At 64.2% G+C, this 16,408-nt stretch carries 12 protein-coding genes; 6 read left to right on the forward strand and 6 right to left on the reverse strand.

Going from position 1 to position 16,408, the window contains the following annotated elements:
• Positions 1–118: 118 nt before the first annotated feature.
• Positions 119–1,033 (forward strand): histone deacetylase family protein, encoded by a 915-nt coding sequence (locus D0544_RS00395; RefSeq protein WP_125013756.1) that lies wholly within the window; start codon positions 119–121, stop codon positions 1,031–1,033.
• Between the two features lie 73 nt (positions 1,034–1,106).
• Complete coding sequence (locus D0544_RS00400) at positions 1,107–1,943, forward strand: mechanosensitive ion channel family protein (RefSeq protein ID WP_125013758.1); 837 nt, start codon at positions 1,107–1,109, stop codon at positions 1,941–1,943.
• Between the two features lie 62 nt (positions 1,944–2,005).
• Here D0544_RS00400 and D0544_RS00405 read toward each other — a convergent pair whose 3' ends face one another.
• From D0544_RS00405 to hutI, 4 genes are all read right to left on the reverse strand, one after another.
• On the reverse strand, positions 2,006–3,304 hold the full coding sequence (locus tag D0544_RS00405; protein WP_125013760.1) for an NAD(P)-dependent malic enzyme: 1,299 nt from the start codon (positions 3,302–3,304) through the stop codon (positions 2,006–2,008).
• Positions 3,305–3,497: 193 nt separating this feature from the next.
• Positions 3,498–4,253: a spermidine synthase gene (locus tag D0544_RS00410; RefSeq protein ID WP_125013762.1), complete on the reverse strand. Its 756-nt coding sequence runs from the start codon at positions 4,251–4,253 to the stop codon at positions 3,498–3,500.
• A 3-nt stretch (positions 4,254–4,256) separates the two neighbouring features.
• A complete protein-coding gene (hutG, locus tag D0544_RS00415) occupies positions 4,257–5,240 on the reverse strand; it encodes a formimidoylglutamase (RefSeq protein ID WP_125013764.1) in 984 nt (327 codons plus the stop codon).
• Positions 5,224–6,453, reverse strand: a complete 1,230-nt coding sequence (gene hutI / locus D0544_RS00420; RefSeq protein WP_125013765.1) for an imidazolonepropionase — start codon at positions 6,451–6,453, stop codon at positions 5,224–5,226. Before hutI ends, hutG begins: the two co-directional genes overlap by 17 nt.
• 154 nt (positions 6,454–6,607) lie before the next feature.
• Here hutI and hutC point away from each other — a divergent pair, with 154 nt between their 5' ends.
• The 3 genes from hutC to hutH are packed head-to-tail and all read left to right on the forward strand — an operon-like array spanning position 6,608 to position 10,560.
• The gene (gene hutC, locus D0544_RS00425; protein ID WP_125013767.1) at positions 6,608–7,336 is read left to right on the forward strand and encodes a histidine utilization repressor; all 729 of its coding nucleotides are present in this window, start codon (positions 6,608–6,610) and stop codon (positions 7,334–7,336) included.
• Between the two features lie 9 nt (positions 7,337–7,345).
• Positions 7,346–9,022: a urocanate hydratase gene (gene hutU / locus D0544_RS00430; RefSeq protein WP_125013769.1), complete on the forward strand. Its 1,677-nt coding sequence runs from the start codon at positions 7,346–7,348 to the stop codon at positions 9,020–9,022.
• Complete coding sequence (gene hutH, locus D0544_RS00435; RefSeq protein ID WP_125013771.1) at positions 9,022–10,560, forward strand: histidine ammonia-lyase; 1,539 nt, start codon at positions 9,022–9,024, stop codon at positions 10,558–10,560. The genes hutU and hutH overlap by 1 nt, the downstream gene beginning before the upstream one ends.
• A 63-nt stretch (positions 10,561–10,623) precedes the next feature.
• On the opposite strand, the gene D0544_RS00440 is transcribed toward hutH, so the two are convergent.
• Positions 10,624–12,174, reverse strand: a complete 1,551-nt coding sequence (locus D0544_RS00440; protein ID WP_125013773.1) for an ATP-binding response regulator — start codon at positions 12,172–12,174, stop codon at positions 10,624–10,626.
• A 71-nt stretch (positions 12,175–12,245) separates the two neighbouring features.
• Positions 12,246–15,197, reverse strand: coding sequence for a response regulator (locus tag D0544_RS00445; protein WP_164880772.1), 2,952 nt, complete (start codon positions 15,195–15,197; stop codon positions 12,246–12,248).
• A gap of 248 nt (positions 15,198–15,445) precedes the next feature.
• On the opposite strand from D0544_RS00445, the gene D0544_RS00450 reads away from it, so the two are divergent.
• The gene (locus D0544_RS00450; RefSeq protein WP_164880773.1) at positions 15,446–16,321 is read left to right on the forward strand and encodes an SDR family oxidoreductase; all 876 of its coding nucleotides are present in this window, start codon (positions 15,446–15,448) and stop codon (positions 16,319–16,321) included.
• Positions 16,322–16,408: the final 87 nt, after the last annotated feature.

Here is a 16,408-nt window from a genome sequence, read left to right on the forward strand (position 1 = left end):
TGTACAGTCTTGTTTCGATTATAGTAACAGCAATGCCGAAGGCGTGCCCGCCCCACTTTTCCTGCATCGCAGGGCGGGGTAATCTCCCCCCGGCAGACTCTTTTCAGGCGACAGGTCTATGCATTTACCGTTGGTTTATCATCCCTCCTACAGCTACGAGTTTCCGGAGCAGCACCGCTTTGCGATGGTGAAGTTTCGCTACTTGCACGATTACCTGCGCCAGCGGGGTATCGCCACGACGGATAACCTTTACCGCTCAGGCCCCTGCTTGCACAAGTGGCTGTTACAGGCCCACTGCCCCGATTATCTTACCCGCCTGCGTGAAGGCACCCTCAGCCACAAGGAACAGCGGGAGTTGGGCCTTCCCTGGACACCGGGGCTTGCCAAGCGCACCTTTATATCCCCCGGTGGAACCCTGCTGACGGCGCTGTTGGCGATGCGCTATGGCGTTGCCTGTCACCTTGCGGGGGGTACCCATCATGCGCATTATGATAAAGCCTCGGGTTTCTGTTGCCTCAACGACCTGGCGGTCACAGCCCTGGCGATGCTGGAGCAGCCGGGTATAGAGCGGGTTCTGGTTTTTGATTGCGATGTGCATCAGGGGGATGGGACCGCGGCCATATTGGCAGCACGGGATGACGCCTTTACCTGCTCGATCCACTGCGAGAAGAACTTCCCCGCCCGCAAGCAGCTCAGTAATCTGGATGTGGGGCTGGTCGATGGCATAGAAGATGAGGCCTACCTGCAGATCGTCATGGAGACACTGCAGCAGTGCCTCGACCGGGTGCGCCCCGATCTGGTGTTGTACGACGCAGGCGTCGACGTCTTTGCCGGTGATCCCCTGGGTCGGGCCTGTATCAGCGAGGAGGGTATTGCCCGTCGTGACCGGCAGGTACTCGGAGCGATCCGCGAACGCAACATTCCGGTGGCGACCGTGATAGGGGGCGGCTACGACGATGACCGGTGGGCGCTGGCGCGACGCCACGCCATCGTGGTGGAACAGGCGCTCGCGCTACAGGGCAGCCAGGCCTGATCGCTATGCTACTATCGATGGGGTGGGCTCGTCGCTCTGAGGGCCCGGTATGACCGACGGGGGAGATCGATCGATGGATCAAGAGGTGCTGCAACAGGAGTTTGCACAATTGCAGAATATCTACAACATGGTGGCCGAGTTCCTGGTGCAATACAGCTTCCAGATCCTCGGTGCCCTGATTATTTTCCTGCTGGGACTCTGGTTAGCCGGGCGGGTGCATCGCTTCATCGCCGCCCTGTTGGCGCGTCACAACGTCGATGTCACCCTGGCCGGCTTTATCTCCAACCTGGCGCGTATCCTGGTGATCCTGATGATGGCGATCATCGCCCTTGGCAAGCTGGGGATCAGTGTTGCCCCCTTTATTGCCGCCCTTGGTGCCATGGCCCTGGGTGCGGGGTTGGCGCTGCAGGGGATGCTCTCCAACTATGCCGCCGGCGTCACCATCATCCTGACCCGCCCCTTCGTGGTGGGCAATACGGTGAAGATGCAGGGGGTGTGCGGGGTGATCAAGGAGATCAACCTGTCGATGACGATCCTCACCAATGAGGAGGGGGAAGAGATCAGTATCCCCAACAAGCACATCGTGGGGGAGATCCTCCACAACAGTTTTGAATATATGCTGGCGGAAACCCGCATCGGCATCAGCTACGCGGCCGACCCGCAGCAGGCGATCGACTGCCTGAGCGCGGTGCTGGCGCAGCGCCCGGAGGTGGCCAGCGAGCCGGCTCCCCAGATAGGCATCGACAGCTTCGGCGACAGTGCGATCGAGATCGGCATCCGCTACTGGGTGCCGACCCGTAACTATTACGGGGTCAAGTTTGCGGTTAACCTGGAGCTGTTCAGTGCCCTAAAGACCGCGGGGATCAGCATCCCCTTCCCGCAGCGGGAGGTACGCATGCTGACCGACTAGGGATCGTCGGGCATAAAAAAGGGACACCGAAGGGTGTCCCTTTTTTTGTCGGCGGTTGCGACCTAGAGGCCCTGCTCGGCAGCCTCGCGCACGGCGTTGGCCACCGCGTCATGGACGCTGCGGTCGAGCGGGTCCGGTGTCAGTGCGCCCGACGGGGTCAGCCCTGCAAGACACTCCGAGGCGGCGATCAGCATGGCGTCAGTGAACTTCACCACGCCGGCATCAATGGCGCCACGGAACAGCCCCGGGAAGCCGAGCACGTTGTTGACACTCTTGCCATCGGCGGCGAAGGCGGCGCCTGACTGCAGTGCCACTTCGGGCTCGATCTCGGGGTCAGGGTTGGTCAGGGCCAGGATCACCTGCCCTTCACGCACCATCTCGGGCTTGATCAGCCCCTTAACGCCGGTGGTGGAGATGACGATGTCCGCCTGCGCCATCAGCTCGCCGAGGCTGGCGCGCTGGCCGCCCAGGGACTCGAGTTGTGCCATGGCATCCTGGTTAAGGTCGGTACCGATCACCCCCTCGACGCCATATTCGAGCAACAGGCGGGAGATACCGATGCCCGCCGCGCCGAGTCCGATCTGGCCGACCCGACTCTTCTTGAGGTCACGGCCCACCTGGCGGGTGGCGGTAATCAGGGCCGCCAGCGCGACCACGGCGGTGCCGTGCTGGTCGTCGTGCAGCACCGGGATATTGAGTTTCTCGATCAAGGCCTTCTCGATCTCGAAGCAGGTGGGGGCGGAGATATCCTCCAGCTGGATGGCACCGAAGGAGGGGGCGATGGCGGCCACCGTATCGATGATTACCTGGGGGTCCTTGTCCTCGATCAGGATCGGCACCCCGGATAGGTCGGCGTAGGCGTCAAACAGGGCCGCCTTGCCTTCCATCACAGGCATACCGGCCACCGCGCCAATATCCCCGAGGCCGAGGATGGCGGTGCCGTTGGTCACAACCGCTACGGTGTTGGGGATGTTGGTGTATTCCTTGGCCTTGACCGGATCCTTCTGGATCGCGAGGCAGACCCGTGCCACGCCGGGGGTGTAGATATCCCGCAGCACCTGCTGGGAGGTCAGCTGAACCTTGGAGACCGTACGGATCTTGCCGCCGCGGTGGCGGTCAAACACGCGGTCGGAACGGCCCAGCATGCGGGCGCTCGGAAGCTGGTCGATACGTTCGCACAGGTCGTGCTGGGCGGTTTCGTCGATCTCGATGGTCAGCTCCCACTGGGTGTGGGTGGATGTGCGTGCGACCGCCTCAAGGTTCTCGACGGTGAGGCCGGCATTGCCTACCAGCTGCAGAACCTGGGCGAGGTTTCCGGGTGCGTGCTCAACTTCAAACAGCAGAATCTCTGGTATCTTCATACGCCCTTTAGCCCCTTGTGGATAGAGCCCGAGCGCTGCGCCCGGGCGGATTGAACGGTGGTTCTCGTGTGTTGTTATTAGCTCGGCCCCCATTGCCTGGCGGGCGGATCAGGGCCGCTATTATACGTAATTTCTCTAGGGTTTCTCGCCGACCTTAGTGGAATGTTCGCCCTCGGCTGCAGGGCGGGAGGATTCAGTCCAGGCGGGTAATGGCGGAGGCGACCCGCTGCAGGGGGGCCTCGACCCGCCGCCCCAGGTCCCGGGCCTGGCGCTGCAACAGACGCGGGTTGAGCTCAGGTGCACGGTCGTTGAACAGGTAGAGCACCAGGTTGCCCTCCGGCACCTCAACCCCCAGCAGCTGGCCGTCAAATTCGCGGCTCAACGCGCGGATGGCGTCGGGGTAGGCCCACTTCTCCTCCAGCCACAGGTTGAGTACCAGGATGCCACGACGGCTCAGGGCCTGCCGGCAGCGCCGGGTGTAGTCGAGGCTGAGCTGGGCCGGGTTCATGCAGTCGTCGTGGAAGAGGTCGCTGAAGATCAGTTCATACCCCTGCGGGAGGGCCTCGAACTCGGTGGCATCCACCTGGTGAATGCGGTGGGCGGGGGCCTGGTTGAGGAGGAAATACTCCTGCGCCACGGCGATCACCTCGGCCCGGTACTCCAGCACGTCGAGTTCGATGGTCGGGTCGATGCGTAGCAGGCAGTGCACCAGACTGCCGCCGCCGAGGCCTGCCAGCAGGGCGCGCTGAGGGGGGCGCTCGCAGAGGGCGTAGGCCATCAGCATCGCCTGGCAGTACTGATAGACCGGGCTCCAGGGGCGCTCGATGAGGATGCAGCTCTGCTCGGCGTCGCCATCGAAGCTGAGGAAGCGGCGATCCCTATCCTCGAACACCTGGATCGCCCCGAGGCCATCGTAACGGCGGTGTATTTCATGCCCGGTGATCGCCATCGGCTAGTCGCTGAGCAGTCGGTAGGCGAGGCGGGCGGCGGCGCGGGCGCCGACACCGGTAGGGTCGAACTGGGGGTTGTACTCGGCCAGCTCGGCGAGCTGCAGCTTGGGACGCCCGCTGGGGTGGCGCGCAGCGGTCACCAGCGGCAACAGCGCCTCCACCATCTCCAGGGAGACTCCGGGGCACGCGGGCGCGCTGACTCCCGGCATGGTGGCGGCGGGTAGCACATCAAGGTCGATGCTGAGATGGATCCAGTCCACCTGGCTGATAAAACGCTGCAGCTGCTTGCGGCACTCCTCCAGCTGCAGCAGGGTCATCTCCCGGTCGAGGCGCCACTCCACGTCAAATTGTTCGGCGTAGTCGAACAGAATCGGCGTGTTGGCGGTCTCGCTCACCCCCAGGCAGAGGTAGCGGAAGGGCTGCTGCTGGGCCTGGCAGTGCACCGCGATCTGGTGAAAGGGGGTTCCCGAGCTGGGGCCCGCAGCGGGGTTGCGCAGGTCGAAGTGGGCGTCGAAGTTGATGATGCCGATGCGCACTCGCGGGTCACCGCCGCCCTGCCGCAGCAGGTGATTTTGCAGTCCGAGGAAACTGCCCCAGGCGATCTCGTGGCCGCCACCCAGTAGCAGCAGGCGGTGGCCGGAGTCGAGGATGCTGGTGCAGTGGTCACTGAAGCGGGCCTGGGCCTGCTCCAGCTGCTGCCCGTCGCACAGCAGGTTGCCGGCGTCGTAGATCGGCCCCTGGAAGGTGGCCGGCAGGCCGGCGAGGGCGCGGCGCAGGGCGTCGGGACCCAGGGCCGCACCGGTGCGCCCCTGGTTACGACGCACCCCCTCGTCGCAGCAGAAACCGCTGATCACCACACCCTCGTCCACCGGCAATTCGCCGTCGAGGGGGTAGGGCAGCATGCGGTGGTGCCAGCGCTCGCCGCGGCGGCCATCGAGGGGGTCGCTGCGGCCGCGCCACAGGCTCATGTCAGCGCTCTGATACATCTTGTCCCTCCTTCATAATGCAGTGGGGGCGGTTAACGCCAAACTGCCACACCAGCTCGGCGGGGTGGTCGATCTGCCACAGCAGCAGGTCGGCCAGCAGCCCCTCGCGCAGCTGACCGCGCTCGGAGGCCATGCCCAGCGCCCGGGCGGCATGGCGGGTGACACCGGCCAGTACCTCCTCGGCGCTGAGACCGAACAGGTTAGCGGCCATCTGCATCGACAGTCGCAGCGAGGCCTGTGGGCTGCTGCCCGGGTTGAAGTCGCTGGCAACCGCCATGGCCACGCCGTGACGCCGCAGCTGCTCGATGGGGGGCAAGCGGGTTTCGCGCAGGAAATAGAAAGCGCCAGGCAGCAGGGTGGCAACGGTTCCCGCCCGTGCCAGGGCCATCACCCCGCTTTCGTCAAGGTGTTCGAGGTGGTCGACCGACAGCGCGCTGTGGCTGGCGGCCAGGTGGGAGGCGCGCAGGTTGCTCAGCTGCTCGGCGTGGATGCGTACCGGTAGCCCGTGCCGGCTGGCGCTCTGGATCACCCGCTCGCACTGGGCGAGGGAGAAGCCGATCTGCTCGCAGAACATATCCACCGAGTCCGCCAGCTCCTGGGCGCTGACCGCGTCCATCATCTCGCCGCAGACCCGGCCGATGTAATCGTCGGCGCGCCCCTGGAACTCCGGCGGCAGGGCGTGGGCAGCGAGGAAGCTGGTGTGCACCGTCACCGGGAACTCGCGCCCCAGGCGGCGGGCGACCTGCAGCATACGCAGCTCGGTATCGACCTCCAGTCCATAGCCGGATTTGATCTCGATGCTGGTCACCCCCTCGTCGAGGAAGGCCTGCAGACGGGGTTGGGCCAGCTGGAACAGCTGCTCCTCACTGCTGGCGCGGGTGGCCTCGACGGTCGCGCGGATCCCTCCTCCCTGCTCGGCGATCTGTTGGTAGCTTGCCCCCTGCTGGCGCAGTTCGAATTCGTGACAGCGGTTGCCGGCGAACACAAGGTGGGTGTGGCAGTCGATCAGGCCTGGGGTGAGCCATCCGCCGCCACCATCGCGGACCTCGGTGGCGGGGACGGAGGGCAGATCGTCGGCCGGGCCGACCCATGCGATGCATCCCCCTTTGATGGCCAGCGCCCCCCGTTCAATGGTGCCAAAGGGCAGCTTGATCTCCGGGTCCATGGTGGCCAGGCGGACATTGGTCCAGAGGGTATCCCAGTGAGGGGTCATAACGGGCTCCGTATCCATAGGGTCGGTGGTAACAGGGGTGTTATAGCGCACGCCACGGCGGCGGGCGAGAAGATTTGTCTACTCTACTTGTATATCGTTGTATATACAAGTAAGCTTGAATCCAATCCACTACAAGCTGCCGGTGATCCCGCCCATGGCCAACCCCAACAGTGAACCCCGTTACCTGACGATCAAGCGCTTTATCTGCGAGCAGATCGAGCAGGGCGTATGGCCCGAACACAGCCAGGTGCCGTCGGAGAACAGCCTTTGCGAGCAGTTTGGGGTGAGCCGCATGACGGCACGCCGCGCCCTGCAGGAGCTGACCGGCGATGGCGTATTGCTGCGCCACCAGGGGCTCGGCACTTTCGTGGCCGAGCGCAAGCCGGTGGGCTCGCTGCTGGAGGTGCGCAACATCGCGGACGATATCAGCCAGCGGGGCCATCGCTACAGTAACCGCATCCTCTGTATGGAGGCGCGCCCGGCGGGCGATGAGATGGCGCTGGCGCTGGACCTGCCGCCGGGCAGTGAGCTTTTCCGCTCGGTCATCGTCCACCTCGACAACGAGGTGCCGGTGCAGTGGGAGGAGCGTTACACCAACCCGGCACTGGCCCCCGACTACCTGCAGCAGGATTTTTCGCTCACTACCCCCAACCGCTACCTCAGCCAGGTAGCCCCCCTGGCCGGTGGTGAGCACACGGTGGAGGCGGTGTTGGCCACCGAGGAGCAGGCGCGGGCGCTGGAAGTAGCCCAGCCCGAGGCCTGCCTGTTGATCAAACGACGTACCTGGTCCAGCCAGGGCGTGGTGAGCTACGCGCGCCTGCTGCACCCCGGCAGTCGCTATCAATTGGGTGCCCGGCTGGTGCCGGGCGCGAACCTGACTTAGGAGAGAATGATGAGCCTGAATCGAAAAGACCCTGCACGGGTGATCAAGCCCAACACCGGCACTGAGCTGGAGGCCCGCAGCTGGTTGACTGAAGCGCCGCTGCGCATGCTGATGAACAACCTGCACCCCGATGTCGCCGAGCGCCCAGAGGAACTGGTGGTCTACGGCGGCATTGGCCGCGCCGCGCGCGACTGGGCGTGCTACGACAAGATCGTCGAGGTGCTCAAGCGCCTGGGGGATGAGGAAACTTTGCTGGTGCAGTCCGGCAAGCCGGTGGGCGTATTCCCGACCCACGCCGATGCCCCCCGGGTACTGATCGCTAACTCCAACCTGGTCCCCCACTGGGCGACCTGGGAGCATTTCAACGAGCTCGACCGCCAGGGTCTGATGATGTACGGCCAGATGACCGCCGGTTCCTGGGTCTATATCGGCTCCCAGGGGATCGTGCAGGGCACCTACGAAACCTTCGTGGCGGTCGCCAAACAGCACTTTGGCGGTGAGTCCAGGGGGCGCTGGGTGTTGACCGGTGGCCTCGGCGGGATGGGCGGCGCCCAGCCGTTGGCCGCCACCATGGCCGGCTTCAGCATGATCGCCGTGGAGGTGGATGAAACCCGCATCGATTTCCGCCTGCGCACCGGCTACGTGGACCGCAAGGCCACCAGCCTCGATGAGGCGCTGGCCATGGTCGAGACGGCCCGTGCCGAGGGCTCTGCCGTCTCCGTCGGACTGCTGGGTAATGCCGCCGACGTATTCGCCGAGCTGGTGGCCCGGGGCGTGACCCCCGATGTCTGTACCGACCAGACCAGTGCCCACGATCCCCTCAACGGCTACCTGCCCCAGGGCTGGACGCTGGCGGAGGCGATCGAGCGGCGTCAGCGCGAGCCCGAAGTGGTGGTGGACGCCGCCAAGGCGTCGATGGCAGTACAGGTGCGCGCCATGTTGACCCTGCAGGAGCGTGGCGCCGCCACCCTCGACTACGGCAATAACATCCGCCAGATGGCGCTGGAGAAGGGGGTGAGCAACGCCTTCGATTTCCCCGGCTTTGTGCCCGCCTACATCCGTCCGTTGTTCTGCGAGGGGATCGGTCCCTTCCGCTGGGTCGCCCTCTCCGGCGACCCCGAGGATATCTACAAGACCGACGCCAGGGTGAAGGAGTTGATCCCCGATAACCCCCACCTGCACAACTGGCTCGACATGGCCCGTGAGCGGATCCAGTTCCAGGGGCTGCCTGCCCGTATCTGCTGGGTCGGCCTCAAGGACCGTGCCCGCCTGGCGTTGGCCTTTAATGAGATGGTGGCCAGCGGTGAGCTGAAGGCACCGATCGTGATCGGCCGTGACCACCTCGACTCCGGCTCGGTGGCCAGCCCCAACCGCGAAACCGAATCGATGCTCGATGGCAGTGATGCGGTCTCGGACTGGCCGCTGTTGAACGCACTGCTCAACACCGCCGGCGGAGCCACCTGGGTGAGCCTGCACCACGGCGGTGGTGTGGGCATGGGCTTCAGCCAGCACGCCGGGGTGGTGATTGTGGCCGATGGTACCGAGGCGGCGAAGCGCCGCCTGGGCCGTGTGCTGTGGAACGATCCGGCCACCGGGGTGATGCGTCACGCCGATGCCGGTTATGAGAGTGCGCAAAACTGCGCCCGAGAGCAGGGCCTCGACCTGCCCATGCTGGAGACAAAATAATGAGCAATACACTGCTACTGAACCCCGGCTTCCTGACCCTGGCGCAGCTGCGCGCGGTCTACCACGAGGGGGTTGAAGTGACCCTGGATCCCGCCTGCGAGGCACAGATCCATCGCTCCCAGGCGGTGATCCAGCAGGTGCTGGACCGCAACGAGGTGGTGTACGGCATCAACACCGGCTTTGGCCTGTTGGCCAACACCCGTATCGAGAAGGATCAGCTGGAGACCCTGCAGCGTAGCATCGTCCTGTCTCACTCCGCCGGCATCGGCGAGCCGATGAGCGAGGCGGTGGTGCGCCTGATGATGATACTCAAGATCAACTCCCTGGCGCGGGGCTTCTCCGGCATCCGCCTGTCGGTGATCGAGGCGCTGTTGGCACTCTACAACAAAGGCTTCTACCCGGTGGTTCCCAGCAAGGGATCGGTGGGGGCCAGTGGCGACCTGGCGCCCCTGGCGCATATGAGTGCCATTCTGCTGGGCGAGGGTGAGCTGTTCTTTGAGGGTAAGCGAATGCCCGCCCGCGAGGGGCTAGCCCTGGCCGGTATGGAGCCCCTGACCCTGGCCCCCAAGGAGGGGCTGGCTCTGCTCAACGGCACCCAGGCCTCGACCGCCTTCGCCCTGCGCGGGCTGTTTGCCGCCGAAAACCTGTTTGCAGCCGGGATGGTGACCGGCGCGCTATCGGTCGAGGCTGCCCTCGGTAGCCGCAAGCCGTTTGATGACCGCATCCACGCGGTGCGCGGCCACAGGGCACAACGCGCGGTCGCTGCCTGCTACCGTGAGCTGCTCAGCCACAGCGAGATCGAAGCTTCTCACGCCTGCTGCGACCGGGTACAGGATCCCTACTCCCTGCGCTGTCAGCCCCAGGTGATGGGCGCCTGCCTGCAGCAGATCGAACACGCCGCCTCCATCCTCGAGGTGGAAGCCAACGGCGTCTCCGACAACCCACTGATCTTTGCCGAGGAGGGAGAGATCCTCTCCGGCGGTAACTTCCACGCCGAGCCGGTGGCGATGGCGGCAGATAACCTGGCGCTGGCGATCGCCGAGATCGGCTCCCTTTCCGAGCGCCGCATGGCGCTGCTGATCGACAGCCACCTGAGCCAGTTGCCCCCTTTCCTGGTGGACAATGGCGGCGTCAACTCCGGCTTTATGATCGCCCAGGTGACCGCCGCAGCCCTGGCCAGCGAGAACAAGAGCCTGGCCCATCCGGCCTCGGTGGACAGCCTGCCCACCTCCGCCAACCAGGAGGATCATGTCTCCATGGCCACCTTCGCCGCCCGCCGCCTGGCGGACATGGCGGAAAACACCGAAGGAGTGCTGGCGGTGGAGCTGCTGGCCGCCTGTCAGGGGCTGGATTTCCGCACGCCACTGAAGAGTTCCGAGCCGCTGGAGCTGGCGCGCAGCCGGGTGCGCGCACGGGTGCCCTTCTATGACAAGGACCGCTACTTCGCCGACGACATCGCGGCGGTGGTGCCCCTGATCCAGGAGGGGGTGTTCAACACCATGATGAGTGCTGAGTTGCTGCCCTCGCTGGACAACTGAGGATCCCTCCGTTGAAAAAAAGGGCCCACCATGTGGGCCCTTTTTCGTTGCCGTCTGTTTTCGTTAAACCGTGGGCAGGGTGAAGCGGAAGATGGTGCCCCCCTCGGGGTGGCGCTCGAAATAGAGCCGCCCTTCGTGGGAGTTGATGATGGTCTCGCAGATCGAGAGGCCGATCCCCATACCGCTCTCCTTGGTGGTGTAGAAGGGGGTGAAGAGTTTCTCCTCGGCGTCGGCCGGCAGGCCGGTGCCGCGGTCGATCACCGACACCTGCACCTGGTGGGTGTCGGGCAGGAACTCGGTCTCCACCAGGATACCCAGGTCGCGCCGTTCGCAATCGCGCATCGCCTCCATGCCGTTACGGATCAGGTTGAGGGCGACCTGCTGGATCTGTACCGGATCGACCCGCAGCAGGGGCAGGTTGTCGGCCAGGCGGGTATGGATCTCCATGCAGTTGTTGCGGGCGTCGACCTCGGCCAGCCGCACCACGTCCTGGATCAGCTTGTTGCAGCTGACCTCCTCCAGCACGTGACGGGGCTTTTTCACAAAACTGCGGATGCGGGCAATGATCTCCCCGGCCCGCCGCGCCTGGGTGCCGATCTTCTCCAGCGCCTCGGTGAGGCTTTCGCGGTCGAGGGGGTCACGCTGCAGGAAGCGGGTGCAGACCTGCGAGTAGTTGGAGATCGCGGTCAGCGGCTGGTTGACCTCGTGGGCAAAGCCCGCCGCCATCTCGCCCATGGTGCTGAGCCGGGAAACATGGGTGAGGTTCTCCTTCTGGCTCTGGATCTCATCCAGCGCCTGCTGCAGCGCCTGCTGCTGCTGTTTCTGTTCCGTGATGTCCCGAAACAGTACCACGGCACCGCGGCACTGGCCGGACTCCATGATCGGGTTGCAAGAGAGGTTGGCGGCGAAGGGGGTGCCGTCTTGATGCAGGCAGGTGACATCCTCCAGCCGCTGGCTGCTCCCTTCACGCAGGGTGATCTGCAGGGGAGAGGGACTGGCCAACGCCTCGGCCGGCTGACCCAGCAGGCGGCGGTGGAACTCGCTGCCGATCAATTGTGACTCGCTCCAGCCGCTGATGTCGCAGGCGGCGCGGTTGGCAAAGGTGATCTTGCCCTCAATGTCTATACCCAGGATGCCCTCGCTCATCGCCTCAAGGATGCGCTCGTTTTCCGCCTCCAGCTGCCGGTTGCGGGCCGACAAGGCCGCTTCAAGCTGGTGGATCTTGAGCTGGGTCTCGACCCGTGCGATCACCTCGTCGGACTGGAAGGGTTTGGTGATAAAGTCCACCGCCCCCAGCTCCAGACCCTTCACCTTGTCCTTGGTGTCGTCGAGGGCGGAGAGAAAGATGATGGTGATCCGTTCGGTAAGGGGATCGGCTTTGAGCTGGCGACACACCTCGTAGCCATCGATACCCGGCATCATGATATCCAGCAGGACCACCGCCGGCATCGCCTTGCGCGCAATACGCAGGGCGCTTTCCCCGGTTTTGGCCACTAGCAGGCGGTAACCGCGGCCGTTGAGGGTTTGCAGCAGTACCTGCAGGTTGGTCGGGTTATCGTCGACCAGCAGGATGCAACTATCGGCAACGTCGCCGACAGGGGTCTCCGAATCCATGGGGATTACCTATTGGGCTATGGGGTCAGTCTCCTATTGTGGAGGCTGGGGGAGGGGGTCGCAAGGGGCAATCAGGCGTGACCGGACGCCAGCCGGGCGCAGAGCTGCTCCAGTTGTTCAAAGTCGACATTGCGGGCCAGCTGGTCGATCAGCCGCGCCAGCTCCTGCGCCTGGGGTTGCTCGTTCCCCAGGGTGCTTGCCAGCCGCTGCACCGCTTCGATATCCCCCAGCTCGAGGGCCCCCTGCAGCTGGGCGGCGATCTCCAGGCTCAGATCCGGGGAGAGACTGGGAGGGCAACGCTCGCGATCGCCGGGCGGATCGTTACGGGCATCCTGCTGGTAATGGATCCCCAGCAGATGGGCGATCTTGGTGAACAGCTCCGCGCTGTTGAACGGCTTGCAGACGAACTCGTCGCACTCGTAATCCGCCAGCCGTTGCTGGCTGTCGGTGTAGACGCTGGCGGTAACGGCAATCACCGGCAGGTGGTTGAAGGCGCTGTCCTGGCGCAGGGTATGGATCGCTTCCAGGCCGCTCATTACCGGCATACGCAGGTCCATCAGCACCAGGTCGGGGGCCTGTTCGCGTATTATCTCCAGCGCCTGCTGCCCGTTCTTGGCCTCCAGAGTATGGAAACCAGCCCTCTCCAGCAGGCGGGTCAGTACTTCGCGATTGATGCGCTGGTCGTCCGCCACCAGTATCCGATACTGCTCGCCGGCGGGCAGGCGTGGATCGGTCAGCTCCTGCCAGCGGGGAGAGTGCTCCTCGACGGTATCCTCCTCGCGGGCTTCGATCAGGGGGACGCTGAAGTAGAACTCGCTGCCCTGGCCGGGGACGCTACGGACCTCCAGCTCGCCCCCCAGCACCTTCACCAGGCGGCGACTGATGGTCAGCCCCAGTCCGGTACCGCCAATCTCGAGCCCTTCGGCGGTCTGGCCGAAGGGGGCGAAGATCATCCTCTGTTGGTCGGACGCGATGCCGACCCCGGTATCGCGGACGCAGAAGCGAATACGCTGGCCGCCGTAGGGTTTGACCTCCACAAAGATTCCCCCCTGGCGGGTGAATTTGACCGCATTGGCCAGCAGGTTGAGCAGTACCTGCTTGAGTTTGACCCCGTCGGTGTGGATGGCTGAGGGCAGGCGCGGATCGATCTCAAGCTCCAGGCGGAGCCCCTTGGAGTCGGCCCGCTGGCTGACCATCTGGTGCACGCTGTCGAGTACCCGCCGCAGGTGGATGGCCTCCTGGTTCACCTCCAGGTTGCCGCCCTCGATTTTGGAGAGGTCGAGGATATCGTTGATCAGCGACAACAGGTGTTGGCCGCACTCCTCGATGGCGCGCAGGCTATCGCCCTGCTCGGGGCTCAGGCCTCGCTCCCGTTGCAGGATCTGGGCGTAGCCGAGCACCCCGTTGAGGGGGGTGCGCAGCTCGTGGCTCATGTTGGCGAGAAACTGGCTTTTGGCGTGGTTGGCCGCCTCCGCCTCGTCGCGGGCACGGATCACTGCCTGTTCGGTCTGCTTGGCACGGGTGATATCCCGGGCGATCGCCTCCAGGCCGGTGATCGTCCCGTCGGCATCGGAGACCGCCACGGCGTACACCTCGATAAAGCGGGGCTGGCCATCGGGATGCTGAACCCGCAGTTCGACCGGGTCCAGGTTCTCGCCCGTCAGCACCTGGTGGGCGTAGCGGCTGGCGTGGGGGTTGTGGAGCGGATCATTGAACAGCTGCTGGTGGGTGTCGATAAAGGCCTGTACCTCGATCCCCAGGGTGTCGGTCACTGATGGGGAGACGTAGGTCACCTCGGCGTTGCGGTTCATGACGAAATAGAAGTAGTTGCCCTGCATCCCCTCCACCAGGCGCCCGAGGTTATTCTCGCGGGCCTGGCGCAGCGCCTCCTCACGGGCCACCAGTTGGCGGGACATTCGGGTAAAGCTGCTGGCCAGTACGCCGATCTCATCGCGGCTGTTGATCGCCAGCTCGGTATCCAGCTTGCCCTCGGCAACTTTGTGCACCGCCCGTTGCAGCTGGATGATCGGCTGCGAAATCAGCCCGGATACCACCCACACCGAGGCGATGATCAGCAGCAGGGAGAGCACCAGCAGAGTCGCCTCGATCCCCGCTTCGCGGCGAACCGCAGCCAGTGCGACCGATTCCGGCAGGAAGGCTGCCAGTGCCCAATCGGAGGACTGGATAGGCGCGTAGCTGACCCACAGCTGCTCATCGCCGAGGCGGATGCGCCGGGTCTGGGTGGTGCCGGTTTCGCCGGAGAGAATATTGCCGGCCAGGGCCAGCAGCTCGCGGTTGTGGCCTTCGGCGGCGATGCGGATCAGGTTGTCACCGACTACCGCCGAACGGGCACTGTAGACCAGGTCTCCGGTGCGGTTGATGATAACAAAGCGCAATCCCGGCTCGGTGTCCTGGGGCAGGATGGAGGCGATAGTCTCCAGTTTGAGGTCGATGCTGGTGACCCCGCGGAAGCGACCATTGCGGTAGAAGGGGGTGGCGAAGGTGGTAACCTCGGGCTCGGCCGGGGTGGCGTCGCGGTAGGGGGCGGTCCAGGTCCCCTGCCAACTGCGTTGGGGGGTCTCCCACCACTCCCAGTCGCCCTGGGTGTAGTCGTAGCCGATGGCGGCCAGGTCCAGCGCCTCGACCCGGTTGTCGTCGCGGTAGGCGTAGGGGGCAAACAACGGCTTATCATCATAGCCTCCGGGGACGAAGGCCACTGCGGCGCCGTAGACGGTCGAGCTCTGGCGCACGTTGGTGCGCAACAGTTCGTAAAGCTGTTGCGCTGACTGGTCGGGGTTACTCTCCAGGAAAATGGCGGTACTGCGGGCGATCTGCGCCAGCTCGCGCATATGGCCATCCACTTTGCTGGCGTAGTGCCAGGCCATCTGGGTGAGACGCTTCTCGGTCTCCGCTGTGGCCCGCTGCTGCCCCTGGATCAGGCCGGTGCCAAAAATCACCACGTAGATCAACGTGATCGGGACCACGGTAAAAAGAATAATCTTCTGGCGAATGGATGCGTGCACGCTGTACCTGTCCCGGGTTTTGGCCCGACAACCCATCCTCTACGGGGTAATCGGGCGGATCAACAATTATCCGGCGACCTGCGGGGCGAACCAATAGGTAATTGTGCCTACGAAGGGCTGCATAACCTGGTTGTCGGTGGTTCTGCGCAGCGCAACACTGGGGTACTATGGCAGGTACTCACCCCCCTGTGATCGGGGCGGGAACGGGGGTAACCCGTCAATCCGGGAAGGACAGACAGCAACAGCCGATGAAAATTCTGATTATTGGTGGTAGCGGACAAACCGGCAGCCGACTGCAACAGCGACTCGATGACAGCTCGTTGGAGTATTTCGCTCCCTCACGGGAGTTGCTCGACCTGACCGACAGTCGCCAGCTGCAGGAGGTGTTTGACAGCTATCGGCCGGATATTCTGGTCAATGCCGCCGGTTACCGGAATGCCGACCAGGCCGAAACCGAGCCTTCGCGCTGCTTCGCCCTCAATCGGGACGCGGTGGCAGAGCTGGCCACGCTTTGTAGCCAGTATGGATCCATCCTTTTCCAGATCTCCTCCTACATGGTGTTCGATGGCAAGAAGAACGACGCCTACACCGAAAAGGATGCGGTCAACCCGTTGGGGGTGTTGGGGGGGAGCTATTGGCAGGGAGAGCAGCAGATACGCGAACGTTGCCCGCGGCACATTATCCTGCGGGTGGGTTGGATGATCAGCGAGCGCAAGTTTGAGTTGCTGCGTAATATTATCGACCAGCTCAAGAATCCCAGCCCCTTCAACGTGCTGGGAAATCGTTATGGTAATCCGACCCCGGCTGATGATGCCGCACGGGTGATCACGGCGGTCATTCAGCAGCTTGACTGTGGTGCCGAACCCTGGGGTACCTACCACTACGGCGGGGTGAATGCCGTCAGCGAAAGCGAACTGGCGCGCACCATTTTGCGCGAGGTGGCCGAGTACGATGAGGTGGCCACCGACCAGTTGAACGTACTGACGGCCGCGGTCGATGATGAGTCCCGCAAATTCCCCCTCAACAGTCGCCTCGACAGTACCCGCCTGCTCCATACGTTCGGGATTCATGCCAACGACTGGACCGTTGGCCTCTCGCGCCTGATCAAAAGTTTTTACGTCTAGTGGCTGGGGTCAGCAATAGACGGTTGCCGGGAGCCCGGGAGCAAGCAGTATTGATGCGACTATAATGACTCGGACTGCAGTGTTAGG

Origin of the sequence: Aestuariirhabdus litorea, from assembly GCF_003864255.1 — a bacterium.
Lineage (GTDB): Bacteria > Pseudomonadota > Gammaproteobacteria > Pseudomonadales > Aestuariirhabdaceae > Aestuariirhabdus > Aestuariirhabdus litorea.

Coding starts and splice junctions, on each gene's coding strand:
- D0544_RS00405 (WP_125013760.1), bottom strand. CDS start 3,304: ATGAAGATACCAGAGATTCTGCTGTTTGAAGTTGAGCACGCACCCGGA.
- hutG (WP_125013764.1), bottom strand. CDS start 5,240: ATGTATCAGAGCGCTGACATGAGCCTGTGGCGCGGCCGCAGCGACCCC.
- D0544_RS00400 (WP_125013758.1), top strand. CDS start 1,107: ATGGATCAAGAGGTGCTGCAACAGGAGTTTGCACAATTGCAGAATATC.
- D0544_RS00395 (WP_125013756.1), top strand. CDS start 119: ATGCATTTACCGTTGGTTTATCATCCCTCCTACAGCTACGAGTTTCCG.
- D0544_RS00450 (WP_164880773.1), top strand. CDS start 15,446: ATGAAAATTCTGATTATTGGTGGTAGCGGACAAACCGGCAGCCGACTG.
- hutC (WP_125013767.1), top strand. CDS start 6,608: ATGGCCAACCCCAACAGTGAACCCCGTTACCTGACGATCAAGCGCTTT.
- D0544_RS00440 (WP_125013773.1), bottom strand. CDS start 12,174: ATGGATTCGGAGACCCCTGTCGGCGACGTTGCCGATAGTTGCATCCTG.
- hutI (WP_125013765.1), bottom strand. CDS start 6,453: ATGACCCCTCACTGGGATACCCTCTGGACCAATGTCCGCCTGGCCACC.
- hutH (WP_125013771.1), top strand. CDS start 9,022: ATGAGCAATACACTGCTACTGAACCCCGGCTTCCTGACCCTGGCGCAG.
- hutU (WP_125013769.1), top strand. CDS start 7,346: ATGAGCCTGAATCGAAAAGACCCTGCACGGGTGATCAAGCCCAACACC.
- D0544_RS00410 (WP_125013762.1), bottom strand. CDS start 4,253: ATGGCGATCACCGGGCATGAAATACACCGCCGTTACGATGGCCTCGGG.